The 16,754-nt window shown below is 62.9% G+C and carries 16 protein-coding genes and 1 riboswitch; of the genes, 6 read left to right on the top strand and 10 right to left on the bottom strand.

The window, feature by feature from the left end:
• Positions 1 to 139: 139 nt before the first annotated feature.
• The 6 genes from fba to tkt all read right to left on the bottom strand — a co-directional run bounded on the left by fba (position 140) and on the right by tkt (position 6,450).
• Positions 140 to 1,204: a class II fructose-bisphosphate aldolase gene (fba, locus tag GIB19_RS01120; protein WP_008093958.1), complete on the bottom strand. Its 1,065-nt coding sequence runs from the start codon at positions 1,202 to 1,204 to the stop codon at positions 140 to 142.
• Between the two features lie 100 nt (positions 1,205 to 1,304).
• Positions 1,305 to 1,634, bottom strand: coding sequence for an MliC family protein (locus GIB19_RS01115; RefSeq protein ID WP_027592466.1), 330 nt, complete (start codon positions 1,632 to 1,634; stop codon positions 1,305 to 1,307).
• A 177-nt stretch (positions 1,635 to 1,811) separates the two neighbouring features.
• The gene (locus tag GIB19_RS01110) at positions 1,812 to 2,063 is read right to left on the bottom strand and encodes a hypothetical protein (RefSeq protein WP_099430618.1); all 252 of its coding nucleotides are present in this window, start codon (positions 2,061 to 2,063) and stop codon (positions 1,812 to 1,814) included.
• Positions 2,063 to 3,226, bottom strand: coding sequence for a phosphoglycerate kinase (locus GIB19_RS01105; RefSeq protein WP_027592464.1), 1,164 nt, complete (start codon positions 3,224 to 3,226; stop codon positions 2,063 to 2,065). Before GIB19_RS01105 ends, GIB19_RS01110 begins: the two co-directional genes overlap by 1 nt.
• A gap of 12 nt (positions 3,227 to 3,238) precedes the next feature.
• Complete coding sequence (gene epd, locus GIB19_RS01100) at positions 3,239 to 4,300, bottom strand: erythrose-4-phosphate dehydrogenase (protein WP_027592463.1); 1,062 nt, start codon at positions 4,298 to 4,300, stop codon at positions 3,239 to 3,241.
• A 152-nt stretch (positions 4,301 to 4,452) separates the two neighbouring features.
• The gene (gene tkt, locus GIB19_RS01095) at positions 4,453 to 6,450 is read right to left on the bottom strand and encodes a transketolase (RefSeq protein WP_085272280.1); all 1,998 of its coding nucleotides are present in this window, start codon (positions 6,448 to 6,450) and stop codon (positions 4,453 to 4,455) included.
• A 225-nt stretch (positions 6,451 to 6,675) separates the two neighbouring features.
• Between tkt and GIB19_RS01090 the strand changes: the two genes are divergently transcribed.
• The 4 genes from GIB19_RS01090 (at position 6,676) to GIB19_RS01075 (ending at position 11,247) form a co-directional block, all read left to right on the top strand.
• Positions 6,676 to 7,668, top strand: a complete 993-nt coding sequence (locus GIB19_RS01090; protein WP_027592461.1) for an ArsR/SmtB family transcription factor — start codon at positions 6,676 to 6,678, stop codon at positions 7,666 to 7,668.
• Between the two features lie 19 nt (positions 7,669 to 7,687).
• Positions 7,688 to 8,878, top strand: a complete 1,191-nt coding sequence (metK, locus tag GIB19_RS01085) for a methionine adenosyltransferase (protein WP_027592460.1) — start codon at positions 7,688 to 7,690, stop codon at positions 8,876 to 8,878.
• A 144-nt stretch (positions 8,879 to 9,022) separates the two neighbouring features.
• On the top strand, positions 9,023 to 10,723 hold the full coding sequence (ligB, locus tag GIB19_RS01080; protein ID WP_274882919.1) for an NAD-dependent DNA ligase LigB: 1,701 nt from the start codon (positions 9,023 to 9,025) through the stop codon (positions 10,721 to 10,723).
• Between the two features lie 131 nt (positions 10,724 to 10,854).
• On the top strand, positions 10,855 to 11,247 hold the full coding sequence (locus tag GIB19_RS01075; protein WP_099430622.1) for a DUF1090 domain-containing protein: 393 nt from the start codon (positions 10,855 to 10,857) through the stop codon (positions 11,245 to 11,247).
• A 122-nt stretch (positions 11,248 to 11,369) separates the two neighbouring features.
• Here the strand turns inward: GIB19_RS01075 and GIB19_RS01070 are convergent, their stop codons facing one another.
• Entirely contained in the window at positions 11,370 to 11,816 is a 447-nt protein-coding gene (locus GIB19_RS01070) for a c-type cytochrome (protein WP_099430623.1), read from the bottom strand.
• A gap of 118 nt (positions 11,817 to 11,934) precedes the next feature.
• Here GIB19_RS01070 and mltA point away from each other — a divergent pair, with 118 nt between their 5' ends.
• Positions 11,935 to 13,086, top strand: coding sequence for a murein transglycosylase A (mltA, locus tag GIB19_RS01065; RefSeq protein ID WP_274882916.1), 1,152 nt, complete (start codon positions 11,935 to 11,937; stop codon positions 13,084 to 13,086).
• A gap of 113 nt (positions 13,087 to 13,199) precedes the next feature.
• Here mltA and GIB19_RS01060 read toward each other — a convergent pair whose 3' ends face one another.
• Entirely contained in the window at positions 13,200 to 13,586 is a 387-nt protein-coding gene (locus GIB19_RS01060) for an MAPEG family protein (RefSeq protein ID WP_099455537.1), read from the bottom strand.
• A gap of 28 nt (positions 13,587 to 13,614) precedes the next feature.
• The gene (locus GIB19_RS01055) at positions 13,615 to 14,448 is read right to left on the bottom strand and encodes an EamA family transporter (RefSeq protein ID WP_274882913.1); all 834 of its coding nucleotides are present in this window, start codon (positions 14,446 to 14,448) and stop codon (positions 13,615 to 13,617) included.
• A gap of 261 nt (positions 14,449 to 14,709) precedes the next feature.
• On the opposite strand from GIB19_RS01055, the gene GIB19_RS01050 reads away from it, so the two are divergent.
• Positions 14,710 to 15,945, top strand: a complete 1,236-nt coding sequence (locus GIB19_RS01050) for a cation:proton antiporter (protein ID WP_027592454.1) — start codon at positions 14,710 to 14,712, stop codon at positions 15,943 to 15,945.
• 117 nt (positions 15,946 to 16,062) lie between these two features.
• On the opposite strand, the gene GIB19_RS01045 is transcribed toward GIB19_RS01050, so the two are convergent.
• Positions 16,063 to 16,464, bottom strand: a complete 402-nt coding sequence (locus GIB19_RS01045) for an acyl-CoA thioesterase (protein WP_027592453.1) — start codon at positions 16,462 to 16,464, stop codon at positions 16,063 to 16,065.
• 179 nt (positions 16,465 to 16,643) lie between these two features.
• Positions 16,644 to 16,740, top strand: a riboswitch (S-adenosyl-L-homocysteine riboswitch).
• Positions 16,741 to 16,754: the final 14 nt, after the last annotated feature.

Below are 16,754 nucleotides of genomic sequence, written 5' to 3'. Positions count from 1 at the left end.
TAACTCGCAATGCAATCAGAACGCTATCAGTGCATAAACTGTACGGTAGCCGACTAACGGTTGCTCTGCCGTGAATACGGGTTATCGCAGGCATAAAAAAACCCGCATCTCTGCGGGTTTTTTCAGTACTACCAGCGCATCAATTGACCTTGGCGGCCAATTCACCTTTCAGGTAACGCTGGAACATGCCCTCCAGGGAGATCGGTTTGATCTTGGAGGCATTGCCGGCGGTGCCGAAGGCTTCGTAACGGGCGATGCACACGTCACGCATGGCTTTGACGGTTTCACCGAAGAACTTGCGCGGGTCGAACTCGCTTGGGTTCTGGGCCATCAGGCGACGCATGGCACCGGTGGAGGCCAGGCGCAGGTCGGTGTCGATGTTAACCTTGCGCACGCCGTGCTTGATGCCTTCGACGATTTCTTCAACCGGTACGCCGTAGGTTTCTTTGATGTCGCCGCCGTACTGGTTGATGATCGCCAGCCACTCTTGCGGTACCGAAGAGGAACCGTGCATCACCAGGTGGGTGTTAGGGATGCGCTTGTGGATTTCCTTGATGCGGTCGATCGCCAGCACGTCACCGGTCGGTGGCTTGGTGAACTTGTAGGCGCCATGGCTGGTGCCGATGGCGATGGCCAGGGCGTCGACCTGGGTCTTCTTGACGAAGTCGGCGGCTTCTTCCGGGTCGGTCAGCATTTGGCTGTGATCCAGCACGCCTTCAGCACCGATACCGTCTTCTTCACCGGCCATGCCGGTTTCCAGCGAACCCAGGCAGCCCAGCTCGCCTTCTACCGAAACGCCGCAGGCGTGCGCCATGGCAACGGTCTGCTGAGTAACGCGGACGTTGTACTCGTAGTCGGTTGGGGTTTTGCCGTCTTCACCCAGCGAGCCGTCCATCATGACCGAGCTGAAGCCCAGCTGGATCGAGCGCTGGCACACGTCAGGGCTGGTGCCGTGGTCCTGGTGCATGCACACCGGGATGTGCGGGAACTCTTCGATCGCGGCCAGGATCAGGTGGCGCAGGAAGGGCGCACCGGCGTATTTACGGGCACCCGCCGAAGCCTGCACGATGACCGGAGAGTCGGTCTTGTCGGCGGCTTCCATGATTGCGCGCATTTGCTCGAGGTTGTTGACGTTGAAAGCTGGAACGCCGTAACCGAACTCGGCGGCGTGGTCCAGCATCTGGCGCATGCTAATGAGTGCCATTGTGTATCTCTCTCCCGACAAGCGTCGTTTGTTTCGTGCAAGCCTGCCGCAGGGGCGGTTGCTGTTCAAGTAGTGTGGGCCACCTGGGCGGCCCGGCCAGTCACGGTGCCTTGCAGCCCCGCCCTATCAGATCGTTGGTTGCCACCCAGTACACCAGGCCTTCTTCGCCTTTGGTGTGGAAGGCCAGCACGCCATCGCTGTACATCGCGCCCGACGCGCTCGGCTCGGATTTGAGCCGGTAGACCTGGTCGCCGCCGCCAAGGCGTACGTCGACCGAATCTTGTTGTGCATCCGCGAAGCGCCACAGCACTTCGGTCTGGGTGTCACAGACCCAACGGGTCCAGTTGTCTGCCGGGGCGGGTTGCGCCGGCTGCAGCAGTGAGCATCCTGCCAGTGTCGCCAGGGCCGCGATGGCCATAAGCGCTTTCATCTCATTACTCCGCTAAGGGCTGCTTTGCAGCCCATCGCCGGCAAGCCGGCTCCCACAGGTACTGCACCCCCCTAAGGCATGTGCAAGGCCTGTGGGAGCTGGCTTGCCGGCGATGGGCCGCACAGCGGCCCCAGTGTTGAAGACCTTCAAACCCAGCTTAGGTGCCCGAGAACCCGATCAAGGGCAACCAGGCGCCTTGTGCTGGTGGTCTTCGTCGTACTTTTCCAGGCCATCCGGACCCAGGCGCTTGTTGATGACCGGTACGGTCTCAGCCTGCCACTCGGACTGGTAGCAGCCGCCCTTGGGCGACCGCGACGCGGCTTCATCCGAAGACGGGCTGCTGGAGCACGCACTCAGCATCCCGGCCAGAATCATCACAGGCAATTGCTTGACCATCAGGTCGCTCCCTTTGCCAAGCGCCAACGTCATCAGGCCTTGGCCCGCTCTTCCAGAATTGCCACAGCCGGCAGGACTTTGCCCTCGACGAACTCGAGGAACGCGCCACCACCGGTAGAAATGTAGGAGATATCGGCGCCAACGCCATATTTGTCGATCGCCGCCAGGGTGTCACCACCGCCCGCGATGGAGAACGCGGCGCTTTCGGCGATGGCTTTGGCCAGCACTTTGGTGCCGTTGCCGAACTGGTCGAACTCGAACACGCCAACCGGGCCATTCCACAGAATGGTCTGCGACGACTTCAGCAGCTCGGCGAAGTTGGCAGCGGTTTGCGGGCCGATGTCCAAGATCATGTCGTCAGCGGCAACGTCGGCAATGGCCTTGACGGTCGCTTCGGCGCTTTCAGCGAATTCCTTGGCAACCACCACGTCGACCGGCAGCGGCACGTTGACCTTGGCAGCGATGGCCTTGGCGGTATCGACCAGGTCAGGCTCGTACAGCGACTTGCCGACGGGGTGGCCAGCAGCCGCCAGGAAGGTGTTGGCGATGCCACCACCGACGATCAGCAGGTCGCAAACGGTGCTCAGGCTGTTCAGCACGTCGAGTTTGGTCGACACCTTGGAGCCAGCGACGATGGCCGCCATTGGCTTGGCCGGGGCTTTCAGCGCCTTGCCCAGGGCATCCAGCTCGGCGGCCAGCAGTGGGCCGGCAGCGGCGACTTTGGCGAACTTGGCCACGCCATGGGTCGAACCTTCGGCGCGGTGGGCAGTGCCGAACGCGTCCATCACGAACACGTCGCACAGGGCAGCGTATTTCTGCGCCAGCTCGTCGGCGTTCTTTTTCTCGCCCTTGTTGAAGCGCACGTTCTCGAACAGCACCAGGTCACCGGCCTTGACCTCGACACCTTCCAGGTAGTCGGCGATCAGCGGCACGTCACGGCCCAGGGCCTTGCTCAAGTAGTCGGCGACCGGCTTGAGGCTGTTCTCGGCAGAGAATTCACCTTCGGTCGGGCGGCCCAGGTGCGAGCAGACCATTACCGCTGCACCCTTTTCCAGGGCCAGCTTGATGGTCGGCAGCGCTGCCAGGATACGCGCGTCGCTGGCTACCACACCGTCCTTCACAGGCACGTTGAGGTCTTCGCGGATCAGTACGCGTTTACCTTGCAGGTCGAGGTCGGTCATCTTCAACACGGTCATGAATGCAGTCCTTCAGGGCTGTTTGTTGCGGGTTGGTTGAACGACGTGCAGATAGTGTTCGGCAACGTCGAGCATACGGTTGGCGAACCCCCATTCGTTGTCGAACCAAGCCAGCAGGTTTACCAGGCGGGGGCCGGAAACACGGGTCTGGCTGGCATCGACGATCGCCGAATGCGGGTCGTGGTTGAAATCACAGCTGGCGTGGGGCAGCTCGGTATAGGCCAGCAATCCTTTGAGCGGGCCCTCCAGCGCTGCCTCGCGCAGCACCCGGTTGACCTCGGCGGCGCTGGTGTCGCGGGCGGTCTGCAGCGTGATGTCCAGGCATGAGACGTTGACGGTCGGCACGCGTACCGCTTTGGCCTGAATTCGCCCGGCAAGTTCCGGCAGCAGCCGCTCGATGCCGCGCGCAAGGCCCGTGGACACCGGGATCACCGACTGGAACGCAGAGCGCGTACGGCGCAGGTCTTCGTGGTGGTAAGCGTCGATCACCGGCTGGTCGTTCATCGCCGAGTGGATGGTGGTGATCTGCACGTATTCGATGCCGAACGCCTGGTCCAGCACGCGCAACAGCGGCACGCCGCAGTTGGTGGTGCAGGACGCGTTGGACACCAGGCGCTCGCTGCCCGTCAGGCATGCCTGGTTGATGCCGTAGACCACCGTGGCGTCCACGTCCGCCTCGCTGGCCATGGGCTGCGAGAACAGCACCCGTGGCGCGCCGGCATCAAGAAAACGCTGGCCATCGGCGCGGGTGTTGTAGGCGCCGGAGCACTCCAGCACCAGGTCGATGTCCAGGGCGGCCCAGTCGATGCCTTCCGGGGTGGCGCTGCGCATGACCTTCACGCAGTCGCCGTTAATATGCAGACAGTCGCCGTCGACCCTCACTTCACCGGGGAAACGCCCGTGGGTGGAGTCGAAGCGTGTCAGGTACTCGAGGCTGGCCTGATCGGCCAGGTCGTTCAGCGCAACAATCTCGAAACCGGCCTTCGCCCCCCGCTCGAACAACGCGCGCAGGACACAGCGGCCGATGCGGCCATAACCGTTGAGTGCAACTTTGTAGGGACGCGGGTGGGGCATAGGTGGCTCTTGAAATCCGTCGGTTGAAAGGGGCCGCCTTACGGCCCATTCGCGGCACAAGGCCGCTCCCACAGGGTACTGCGGCGTATGCAGATCCTGTGGGAGCGGCCTTGTGCCGCGAACGAGGGCCAAAGGCCCTCGCTTTGCCTGTATCAGTCTTCCAGCAGCTCTTCGGCGGTGCCCAGGATGTTCTCCAGGGTGAAGCCGAATTCTTCGAACAATGCAGAGGCCGGGGCCGACTCACCGTAGGTGGTCATGCCGATGATACGGCCTTCCAGGCCGACGTACTTGTACCAGAAGTCGGCGTGGGCAGCTTCGATGGCGATGCGCGCACCCACTTCCAGTGGCAGTACAGACTGCTTGTAGCCAGCGTCCTGGGCGTCGAACACGCTGGTGCACGGCATGGAAACCACGCGGACCTTGCGGCCTTGCTCGCTCAGCTTGTCGAAGGCCTGAACCGCCAGGCCCACTTCGGAACCGGTGGCGATCAGGATCAGCTCTGGCTCGCCAGCGCAGTCCTTGAGGATGTAGCCACCACGGCTGATGTCAGCGATCTGCTGGGCGTTACGGTCCTGATGCTGCAGGTTCTGACGCGAGAAGATCAGCGCCGATGGGCCGTCTTTGCGCTCCAGGGCGTTTTTCCAGGACACGGCCGATTCGACCGCGTCAGCTGGGCGCCAGGTGTCCAGGTTCGGCGTGCTGCGCAGGCTGGTCAGCTGCTCGATCGGCTGGTGAGTCGGGCCGTCTTCGCCCAGGCCGATGGAGTCGTGGGTGTAGACGTGGATCACGCGCTGCTTCATCAGGGCCGACATGCGCACTGCGTTGCGGGCGTATTCCATGAACATCAGGAAGGTCGCGCCGTAAGGCACCAGGCCGCCGTGCAGGGCAACGCCGTTCATGATCGCGGTCATGCCGAACTCGCGCACACCGTAGTACACGTAGTTGCCGCTAGCGTCATGGGCGTCGACGCCTTTGCAACCTTTCCACAGGGTCAGGTTGGAACCGGCCAGGTCAGCCGAACCGCCGAGGAACTCGGGCAGCAGCGGGCCGAAGGCGTTCAGGGCATTCTGGCTGGCCTTGCGGCTGGCAATGGTCTCGCCTTTGGCAGCGACTTCGTTGATGTAGGCCTGGGCCTTCTCGGAGAAGTCGGCCGGCAGCTCGCCGCTGTCACGGCGCTTGAACTCGGCAGCCAGCTCTGGGAAAGCCGCGGCGTAGGCGTCGAAGCGCTGGTTCCACTCGGCTTCAGCCTTGGCACCGGCGGCCTTGGCGTCCCACTCGGCATAGATGTCGGCCGGGATTTCGAACGGGCCGTGGTTCCAGTTCAGTTCTTTGCGGGCCAGGGCGATTTCGTCGTTGCCCAGCGGTGCGCCGTGGCAGTCTTCCTTGCCCTGCTTGTTCGGCGAACCGAAGCCGATGATGGTCTTGCAGCAGATCAGGGTCGGCTGCTCGCTTTTGCGTGCAGTCTCGATCGCGGTCTTGATCTCGTCGGCGTCATGGCCGTCGACGTTGCGGATCACCTGCCAGTTGTAGGCTTCGAAACGCTTCGGCGTGTCGTCGGTGAACCAGCCTTCGACTTCGCCGTCGATGGAGATGCCGTTGTCGTCATAGAAGGCAATCAGCTTGCCCAGGCCCAGGGTGCCGGCCAAAGCGGCGACTTCGTGGGAGATACCTTCCATCATGCAGCCGTCGCCGAGGAACACGTAGGTGTTGTGGTCGACGATGTTGTGGCCTTCACGGTTGAACTGTGCGCCCAGGACTTTTTCCGCCAGGGCGAAGCCCACGGCGTTGGCCAGGCCTTGGCCCAGGGGGCCGGTGGTGGTCTCTACGCCTGGGGTGTAGCCGTATTCCGGGTGGCCCGGGGTACGGCTGTGCAGCTGGCGGAAGGCCTTGAGGTCGTCGATCGACAGGTCGTAGCCGGTCAGGTGCAGCAGCGAGTAGATCAGCATCGAGCCGTGGCCGTTGGACAGCACGAAGCGGTCACGGTCGGCGAAGCTTGGGTTGCTCGGGTTGTGCTTCAGGTAGTCACGCCAAAGCACTTCGGCGATATCCGCCATGCCCATAGGGGCACCTGGGTGGCCGCTGTTAGCCTTTTGCACGGCATCCATGCTGAGGGCACGAATGGCGTTGGCACGTTCACGACGGCTGGGCATCGCTGATCTCCTGGGGCTGAAAGGTTGTGATACGAAAAAAGGCGGCCATTTTCGCCCACTGGGGGGCTGGGGGCAAACATTTAAGCGTCAAGCGGCACGCTTTAAGCGGCAAGGTGCATGCAACCATGGGCTGGGGCCGCTCTATCCTTGCAGCTCATCGCCAATATCAAAACTTTTTGATATTGGCCTTGCGGGTGCCACGATGCCTGTCTAGACTGCCGCCCCATGAACCTCCGTGCGCAATCGATCCCTCAGCGAAGCGACACCCTGGCCGCCCTGTGCAAAGCCAGCGGCGATGCGCTGCGCCTGAATGTTTTGCGCGCACTGGCCAGCGATTCGTTTGGCGTGCTCGAGCTGGCGCAAATCTTCGACATCGGCCAGTCCGGCATGAGCCATCACCTGAAGGTGCTGGCCCAGGCCGAGCTGGTGGCTACCCGGCGCGAGGGCAACGCGATTTTCTACCGCCGCGCCCTGCCCGACAGCCTACGCCTGGGCGGGCGTCTGCACACGGCGTTGCTCGAAGAAGTCGACGACCTGACCTTGCCACCCGCGGTGCAGGCGCGCATCGCCCAGGTACAGCAACGCCGCGCAGCCACCAGCCAGGACTTTTTCCTGCGCGTGGAAGAAAAATTCCGCGCCCAGCAAGACCTGATCGCCGGCCTGCCGCAGTACCGCGAAAGCCTGCTGGCGCTGCTCGACAAGCTGAACTTCGCGCCCACTGCCAGCGCGCTGGAAGTAGGCCCCGGCGACGGCGGCTTCCTGCCGGACCTGGCACGGCGCTTCGCCACGGTGACCGCCCTGGACAACAGCCCGACCATGCTCGAGCTGGCCCGCCAGGTCTGCCAGCGTGAGCGCCTGGACAACGTGAACCTGCAGTTGGCCGATGCACTGAATGCAACGGATGTGGCAGCCGACTGCGTTGTGCTGAACATGGTGCTGCACCATTTCAGCGACCCGGCCCTGGCCCTGCGCCAGCTGGCCAAACGGGTGAAAGCGGGCGGCAGCCTGCTGGTCACCGAACTGTGCAGCCATGACCAGGGGTGGGCGCGCGATGCCTGCGGCGACCTCTGGCTGGGCTTCGAGCAGGACGACCTGGCCCGTTGGGCCAATAGTGCCGGGCTGGTCCCCGGGGACAGCCTCTATGTGGGCTTGCGCAACGGTTTCCAGATACAGGTCCGCCATTTTCAGCGGGCGACTGGCGACATACACCATCGGTAAATTTTAGGAACCCTTCGAGATGAGCGAATACTCCCTTTTCACCTCCGAGTCCGTGTCCGAAGGGCATCCGGACAAGATCGCCGACCAGATTTCGGACGCTGTCCTTGATGCCATCATCGCTCAGGACAAATACGCCCGCGTGGCCTGCGAAACCTTGGTCAAGACCGGTGTCGCGATAATCGCTGGCGAAGTGTCCACGTCCGCCTGGGTCGACCTCGAAGAACTGGTACGTAAAGTCATCATCGACATCGGCTACAACAGCTCCGACGTCGGCTTCGACGGCGCCACCTGCGCGGTGATGAACATCATCGGCAAGCAGTCCGTGGACATCGCCCAGGGCGTCGACCGCTCCAAGCCGGAAGACCAGGGCGCTGGCGACCAGGGCCTGATGTTCGGCTACGCCAGCAACGAAACCGACGTGCTGATGCCAGCACCGATCTGCTTCTCGCACCGTCTGGTCGAGCGCCAGGCCGAAGCGCGCAAGTCGCGCCTGCTGCCGTGGCTGCGCCCGGACGCCAAGTCGCAGGTCACCTGCCGTTACGAAAATGGCAAGGTAGTCGGCATCGACGCGGTGGTCCTGTCGACCCAGCACAACCCTGAGGTCTCGCAAAAAGACCTGCAGGAAGCGGTGATGGAGCTGATCGTCAAGCACACCCTGCCGGCCGAACTGCTGCACAAAGATACCCAGTACCACATCAACCCGACCGGCAACTTCATCATCGGTGGCCCGGTGGGTGACTGTGGCCTGACCGGCCGCAAGATCATCGTCGACTCCTACGGCGGCATGGCCCGCCACGGTGGTGGCGCGTTCTCCGGCAAGGACCCGTCCAAGGTCGACCGTTCCGCCGCCTACGCCGGTCGCTACGTGGCCAAGAACATCGTCGCCGCCGGCCTGGCCGAGCGTTGCGAGATCCAGGTCTCCTACGCCATTGGCGTAGCTCAGCCAACCTCCATCTCGATCAACACCTTCGGTACCGGCAAGGTCTCCGACGACAAGATCGTCCAACTGGTGCGCGAGTGCTTCGACCTGCGTCCATACGCAATCACCAAGATGCTCGACCTGCTCCACCCGATGTACCAGGAAACCGCGGCCTACGGCCACTTCGGCCGCACCCCGCAGCAGAAGACGGTCGGCGACGACACCTTCACCACCTTCACCTGGGAACGCACCGACCGCGCCCAGTCGCTGCGTGACGCTGCCGGCCTGTAAGTTTCCTACAGCGCTGGACGAAAGCCCCTGCCGAGCAATCGGCAGGGGCTTTTTTGTGACATATCGGCTGACAACTGTTCACGGCAATCGGCACCCAGCCTGCCTAGGCTGAGGGTTCCCACCCGCCATGCAAGGATGCTGGCCATGCCGTTCATGCTGTTGTTCGCACTGCTGCTATCGCTACATGCCTCGCTGGCGCACGCCAGCCCCTGCCCCGGCTGGGACGTCAAACAAGCCAACGCCGAGGTAACCCACCTTCGCAACACGATTGCCCAATGGGACGACGACTACCATCGCCTGGGCATCACCCAGGTGGCAGACGAACTGTATGACCAGAGCCGGCAACGCCTGGAACACTGGCAGCAATGCTTCGGCCTGCAAGCGCAACCCGCGCCACTGGCCACGGCGCGCGGCCCGATTACCCACCCCGTCCCGCATACAGGCGTCGACAAGCTGGGTGACGAGCAGGCCGTCAGCCGCTGGATGGCCGGCAAGGCTGGCCTGTGGGTGCAGCCGAAGGTCGATGGGGTGGCGGTGTCCTTGCGCTACCGACAGGGGCAACTCGTACAGTTGCTGAGCCGGGGTGACGGGGCCCAGGGGCACGACTGGAGCCGCCACATCCCGCGCCTCGACTCCATTACCCGGCAACTGCCCCAGGCCTTTGACCTGGTGTTGCAGGGTGAACTGTATCTGCGCCTGGACCAGCACGTGCAAGCCCAGGCGGGCAGCGCCAAGGCACGGGGCACCGTGGCAGGGCTGCTCGCCCGCAAGCAGCTCAGCGCTGAACAAGGCGCCAGCATCGGCCTGTTCGTCTGGGATTGGCCACACGGCCCCAGCAGCCAGGCCGAACGCCTGTCGCAGCTGGCACAACTGGGCTTCCCTGACAGCCAGCGCTACAGCGTTGCCATCGACTCCACCGCCGATGCCGCACACTGGCGCCAGCACTGGTACCGCTCACCCCTGCCCTTCGCCACCGATGGCGTCATCCTGCGCCAGAGCAGTCGGCCACCCGCCGAGCGTTGGCAGGCCAAGCCGCCCTACTGGCTGGCAGCCTGGAAATACCCCTACGCCCAAGCCTTGGCCCAGGTGCGTGAGGTACGCTTCCGGGTCGGTCGCACAGGCAGAGTCACGCCGGTGCTGCGCCTGCACCCGGTCACACTGGACGACCGGCTGATCACACAGGTCAGCCTGGGCTCACTGGCACGCTGGCAGCGCCTCGACATTGCGCCCGGTGATCAGGTAGCAATCAGCCTGGCCGGCCTGACCATTCCGCGTTTCGAGCACGTGGTGCACCGCGCGGTCCAACGCCAGCCGGTTGCAGCGCCGCAACCGGGGCGCTACCACCCCCATAGCTGCTGGCACGCAGACGACGGTTGCGACGATCAGTTCATTGCGCGGCTTACGTGGCTCAGTGGCAAGCAGGGGCTGGCAATGCCGCGCACCGGGCCAGGTACGTGGCAACGCCTGGTCGGGGCTGGGTTGGTCACTTCGATGACGGATTGGCTGCAACTCGATGCTCAGCGCCTGGGCCAGGTACCGGGCATCAGCGACGCCACCGCCACGCAGCTGCTGCACGCCTTCGAGGGCGCCCGATCACAGCCCTTCTCCCGCTGGCTGCGCGCGCTCGGCGCACCCGCACCGGGTGGCATGCAGCTCGACGGTGACTGGGCGCAGCTGTCCTCGCGCTCGGCCGATGATTGGCACACCATGCCGGGTATCGGCGCAGCGCGCGCGCGTCAGCTTGAAGCGTTTTTTACGGCCAACGAAACTCAAGCCATTGCGGCGCAGTTAAACGAGGCCGGCGTAAACGCGTTCCAAATCAGCAACAAACCGCTCGCGCAATGATTTTTTACCAATTCCCACGCAGGGAAAGTCTGAGTTTCGGCCATAAAAAACCAACAAGGGTTTCTAAATAGGAAAAACCAAGGCAGGATTTCCCCCAACTTTTCTGCCCCGCCCCGTTCAGGAGGCTTTTCATGAAACGTATTTCGACTCTTTTCTTGCTCGCAACACTGGGCCTGGCTGCTGGCGCCGTGCAGGCTGCCGAGCCGGATGCCGGCCTGACTGGCTGCGCGGCCAAACGCAGCGCCATCGAGAACCAACTGAAGATTGCCCGCGAACACGGCAACAGTGACCAGGTTGCGGGGCTCGAGCAGGCACTGGAAGGTGCAAGAAACTGTACAGAAACCAGCCTGCGCAAAGAGCGTGAACAAAAGGTGCTCGATGCGCGCCATGAAGTCGCGCAACGCGAAAAAGACCTGAAGAAAGCCGAAAAGAAAGGCGATGCTGAAAAGATAAACAAGCGTAAAGACAAACTCGCCGAGTCGCGCAAAGAACTGCAGGAAGCGGTCGACGAACTCGACCGCTGAGGTGCAGCGTCCGTGAGCGCCTTATCGCCGGCAAGCCGGCTCCCACAGGTACTCCACTGCTCTCAAGGGCTGTGTGTTTCCTGTGGGAGTTGGCTTGCCGGTGATAAGGCCCTCACAGGCGATCAATGATTGCGGAATTCGGTATGGCAAGCCTTGCACGCAGCCTCTACCCTGTCCATCGGTCCCTTCAACTGCGCCGCCTCCAGCGGCTGGCCCCGGGTCGCATCGACCAATTCACCGGTCACGCCCTCCAGTTGCCGGGCAAGGTCATGGAACCGCGCCTGACGCTCCCACACCTCCGCTCGCGCGCTGCTGTCACCGCCATCGCGCGCTTGGGGGAAGTGCTGCCACGGCAGGTGCGACAGGCTGTCGAGCTTCACGGCCCCTTCGGAGAACTTCACCCCGTCGAACGGCAAGCGGCCGCGCAGCATGCCACCCAGGTCCTCGCTGGTCTTGAGCATGTCCTTGAAGATCGCCTTGCGCTGGCCCAGCGGCGAGTTCGGGTCCACACGGTCACAGGCACTCAGGGCAAGGGCTGCGAGCAGAACAACGGTCAATCGCTTGAACATCACGGTCACTACGGCCTACGAAAATGGGCGGCCAGTATCGCTGGCCAAGGGCCAAAGACCAATAGCCACATAAAACACAGGGGCGAATCTTCATGTTCGCCCTGACAGGAATTTCCCTATGAAATCTGCCCTGCGCCACCTGGCCTGGACACTCCCGGCGCTGGCCCTGCTGGCCGGCTGCAACGGCGGCGAGAACGCCAAACCTGAGCCCCATGCCATTGCCACCTATGCCAACGCCACCTGGCAGGACTTGCCCAGCGTCAGCGACACCGACCTGGTTGCCGGCTTCCATGCGTGGCGCAATGGCTGTGAAAAACTCAAGCGCGACGCCGCCTGGGCCACCACCTGCGAGGCCGCAGCCAGCGTGCCGGACGATGCCCTGCAAATACGCGCCTTCCTGCAGCAAAACCTGCAGGTCTATGGCCTGCGCTCGGCCGAGAACAACGCCAACGGCCTGATCACCGGCTATTACGAGCCGGTCTACCCCGGCAGCCTGAAACCGACCGAAACCAACCACGTAGCGGTGTACGGCGTGCCCGACGACATGATCGTGGTCGACCTCGCCAGCGTGTACCCAGAGCTCAAGGGCAAGCGCCTGCGCGGGCGACTCGATGGCCGGGTGCTCAAGCCTTACGACACGGCCGAAGTCATCAACCGTGAGGGCGTAAAAGCCCCGGTGCTGGCCTGGCTGACGGACCCGATGGACCTGCAGTTCCTGCAGATACAGGGTTCGGGCCGGGTTCAACTGGAAGATGGCCGCCAGCTGCGCCTGGGCTACGCCGACCAAAATGGCCACCCCTACCGGCCGATCGGGCGTTGGCTGGTGGAACAGGGCCAGTTGAAGAAGGAAGACGTGAGCATGGGCAGCATTCATGCCTGGGCCCAGGCCAACCCGCAGCGGGTACCAGAGCTACTGGCCAGCAACCCCAGCTACGTGTTTTTCAGCACCCGCCCCGACAGTAACGAAGGCCCGCGCGGCTCGCTCAACGTGCCACTGACGGCCGGCTACAGCGTGGCGATCGACCGCAAGGTGATTCCGTTGGGCAGCCTGCTCTGGTTATCCACTACACGCCCGGATGGTACCCCGGTGGTGCGGCCGGTAGGCGCTCAGGATACCGGGGGGGCCATTGCCGGTGAGGTACGTGCAGACCTGTTCTGGGGGACTGGGCCAGAAGCAGGTGAGCTGGCCGGGAACATGAAGCAGCAAGGGCAGATCTGGATGCTGTGGCCTAAAGGCAAACCGCTGCCTGAAGTACCGAAAGTGCCTTGAACGGGGCTGGGCTCTTCGCGGGGCAAGCCCGCTCCCACAGTAATCGTGCTAACCCTGAAGAATGCACGATCCCCTGTGGGAGCGGGTTTACCCGCGAAGAGGGCAACTCGGTTTCAGACGGAAACCACAAAAAACGCCACGATCAACGCCAACCCGGCAAACCACACCACTGACCGCAATGCCGCCCAGTCCGCCAGGTAGCAGATGATGTAGAGCAACCGGCTGGTGATGTACATCACGCCCAGCACGTCCTGCGTCACTTGCTCGGCATTGCCGACGATATCTGCCACCAGCACGGCCGCCGCAAACGCGGGAAACGCTTCGTAGCTATTCTGCTGCGCCGCATGAGCTCGGCGTGGCAGGCCCGATAGCGTGTCCAGGAAGGCACGCGGATCGTGATTGTCCTTGAGGCCGAAGCGGCCACTGCTCACTTTGGCGATCAATGCACAAAGCGGCGGCAATACCAGGGCAATCAGGATGCACCACAGGGCAACGGTCATGGACAGCACTCCTTGTTCAATCGAAAGGTTAGAGCTTCATTACCAGCATGCCTGCCAGCACCAGCCCGCAAGCTAGGAGTCTTGGCCCGCCAAAAGGTTCTTTGAGGTAGCGCATACCCAACAGCACCACCAGGATCACGCTCAATTCCCGCAGCGCCGCCGCCTCGGCCACCGACCCCAGGTGCATGGCCCACAGCACCAGGGCATAACTGAACAGCACGCAAAGCCCTACGGCCAACCCCAGCCGCCATTGGGTTCGCCAAAACAGCACAAACGGTGCCCGGCGCGCCACACTGGCCAGCAGCGGGAAGGGCCAGGCACTGAGCAAGGTCAGCCATACCAGGTAGTCCCAAGGCTTGCCCCACAGCCGCACCGCCTGGCCGTCGAACCAGGTGTAGCAACCGATGCACAGGCCAATCAGCGCCACCACGGGCAACATCGACCAAGGCAGCCGATCACCACCGCCCCCCTGCCACAGCAGGCACGCCATGCCACACGGAATGAGCAGGATGCCGATGATCTGCTGCTGGCTCAGCGATTCCCCGGCAAAGGCCAGGGTCAAGCCCAGCACCACCAGCGGCGACAGCCCGCGCATCAGAGGATAGACCAGCCCCAGGTCGCCAACCCGATAGGCCTGGATCAGCAAATAGCGGTACAACTGTTCGGCCAGCGCCGAGGCGATCAACCAGGGCCAGATTTCAGCGGGAGGCACCTCGACAAAGGCCACGGCCAGCGCAGCAAAAGCCAGCGCGACCGTGTCCATGCTGGCAATCACCAACAAGCGCTCGCCGCTGAATTTGATCAGGGTGTTCCAGGTCGCATGCAGGAGGGCGGCGACCAGTACCAGGGAAGTTGCCAACACGCCTTCAAGTCCTTGTGACGTTATTGAGGCACGAATATATCGTCTTCAGTCTGGTGTGCGTATGTCGGAAGATTTTCAGCGTTTACGAAATCGGGCGCCGCGCGGGCGGCGCATCTCAAAACCATCGTACAACTCAAGCCCTACACATGAACGATTCCAACAATTCCGGTCAAAGGTGTGCCCCGAAGCCCTCGCCAGGTCATCAAAGAACTGCCCGAGTCATTCGGGTACGACTTGGAAGCCACTGTTACAGGATTTGGGATGCTTGAATTAGTTGCCGCGTTTATCTGCCTCACCACCCTTCTCACCTACGTCAACTACCGCTTCATCGGCCTGCCACCCGCCATTGGCGTGATGGTCACGGCACTGCTGTTCTCGTTGATGCTGCAAGGGCTTAGCCTGATTGGCTTCCCTGGCCTCGAAGAGCGCGTCGAAGGCCTGATGAACCAGATCGACTTCAACGATTTGCTGATGCACTGGATGCTGGCATTCCTGCTGTTCGCCGGCGCCTTGCACGTCAACCTCTCAGACCTGCGCAGCTATCGCTGGCCGATCGGCCTGCTGGCGACCATCGGCGTGCTGATCGCCACCGTGGTGATCGGCTACCTGTCGCACTGGGTGTTCGCGATGTTCGGCTGGCAGGTTCCGCTGATCTACTGCCTGCTGTTCGGCGCACTGATCTCGCCCACCGACCCGATTGCCGTGCTCGGCGCATTGCGGACCGCCAATGCCTCCAAGCCGCTGAAAACCACCATCGTCGGCGAGTCGCTGTTCAACGACGGCACCGCGGTCGTGGTGTTCACCGTGCTGCTGGGCATCATCCAGCTCGGCGAAACCCCCAGTGCCTATGACACAGCGGTGCTGTTCGCCCGCGAGGCCATTGGCGGCGTGGTGTTCGGCGGCGTGATCGGCTACGCCACCTACCGCATGATCAAGAGCGTCGAGCAGTACCAGGTCGAGGTCATGCTGACCCTGGCGCTGGTCATCGGTGGCTCGGCAATGTGCTACGAACTGCACGTTTCTGCACCGATCGCCATGGTGGTCGCCGGCCTGATCATCGGCAACATGGGGCGCAACCTGGCGATGAACGACATGACCCGTCGCTACATGGACGGTTTCTGGGAGTTGATCGATGACATGCTCAACGCCTTGCTGTTCGCGCTGATCGGCCTCGAGCTTCTGCTGCTGCCGTTCAACTGGATGCACCTGGCGGCCGGCGGTGTGCTGGCACTGGCGGTCCTGCTGTCGCGGCTGCTTACCGTGGCCCCGGCAATCTTGCTGCTGCGCCGCTGGCGGAGTGTGCCGAAAGGCACCGTGCGGGTACTGACCTGGGGCGGCCTGCGCGGCGGCGTGTCGGTAGCGCTGGCACTGTCGCTGCCGCTGGGTGAGGAACGTGACCTGCTGCTGTCGATCACCTACATCGTGGTGTTGTCGTCGATCCTGGTGCAGGGGCTGAGCATCGGGCGGGTGGTGCGCAAGGTTAGCGCCCAGCCCTGAATACAAGGGGGCCGCTTTGCGGCCCATCGCGACACAAGGCCGCTCCTACACGGGATTCGCATTCTCCTGTAGGAGCGGCCTTGTGTCGCGATGGGCTGCAAGGCAGCCCCAAAATGCCTACTCGACTGCCGAGTCCGGGAACTGGTCCTGGACGTACTTGATCTCGGTGCGCCCGTGAGCCGCCGGCATGCCATCTTCGCCGAGGTTGACGAACACCATCTTGTCGACGGTCAGGATGCTCTTGCGGGTGATCTTGTTGCGCACTTCGCACTTGAGGGTGATCGAGGTGCGGCCGAATTCAGTGGCGGTGATGCCCAGTTCGATGATGTCGCCCTGGCGTGAGGCACTGACGAAGTTGATCTCCGACATGTACTTGGTCACCACACGCTGGTTGCCCAGCTGGACGATGGCGTAAATCGCCGCTTCTTCGTCGATCCAGCGCAACAGGCTGCCACCGAACAGGGTGCCATTGGGGTTGAGGTCTTCGGGTTTTACCCATTTGCGGGTGTGAAAGTTCATCGGTACTCCTAACCTGCTTGGCTAACGTGCATTCATGATGGCAGAGCGGCCGTCGCCGCTCCATTGAACATCGACTATCGTCTCGATTAATCGACAGAAAACCTTGGGCGAAGGTCCCTGTCGCGGCTATAATCCTGCCGCTTCACTTGGCCACCCGCAGCGGCGGCCATGCCCGCCACCTGTCCGAGGGGCGCTGCAGCAGGCTAGGCCTGTCAGGCTCGGATGGGGCGTTGTCCGCTCCTGCGGACGCTCAACGCACAACGGCGCCCATTCGCACACTACGAATGGAG

This window comes from Pseudomonas sp. ITEM 17296 (genome assembly GCF_028895205.1).
In the GTDB taxonomy this organism is placed as follows: Bacteria; Pseudomonadota; Gammaproteobacteria; order Pseudomonadales; family Pseudomonadaceae; genus Aquipseudomonas; species Aquipseudomonas kermanshahensis.
Note: the sequence above shows the minus strand (reverse complement) of the source record. Positions and strands in the feature narration are given on the sequence as shown.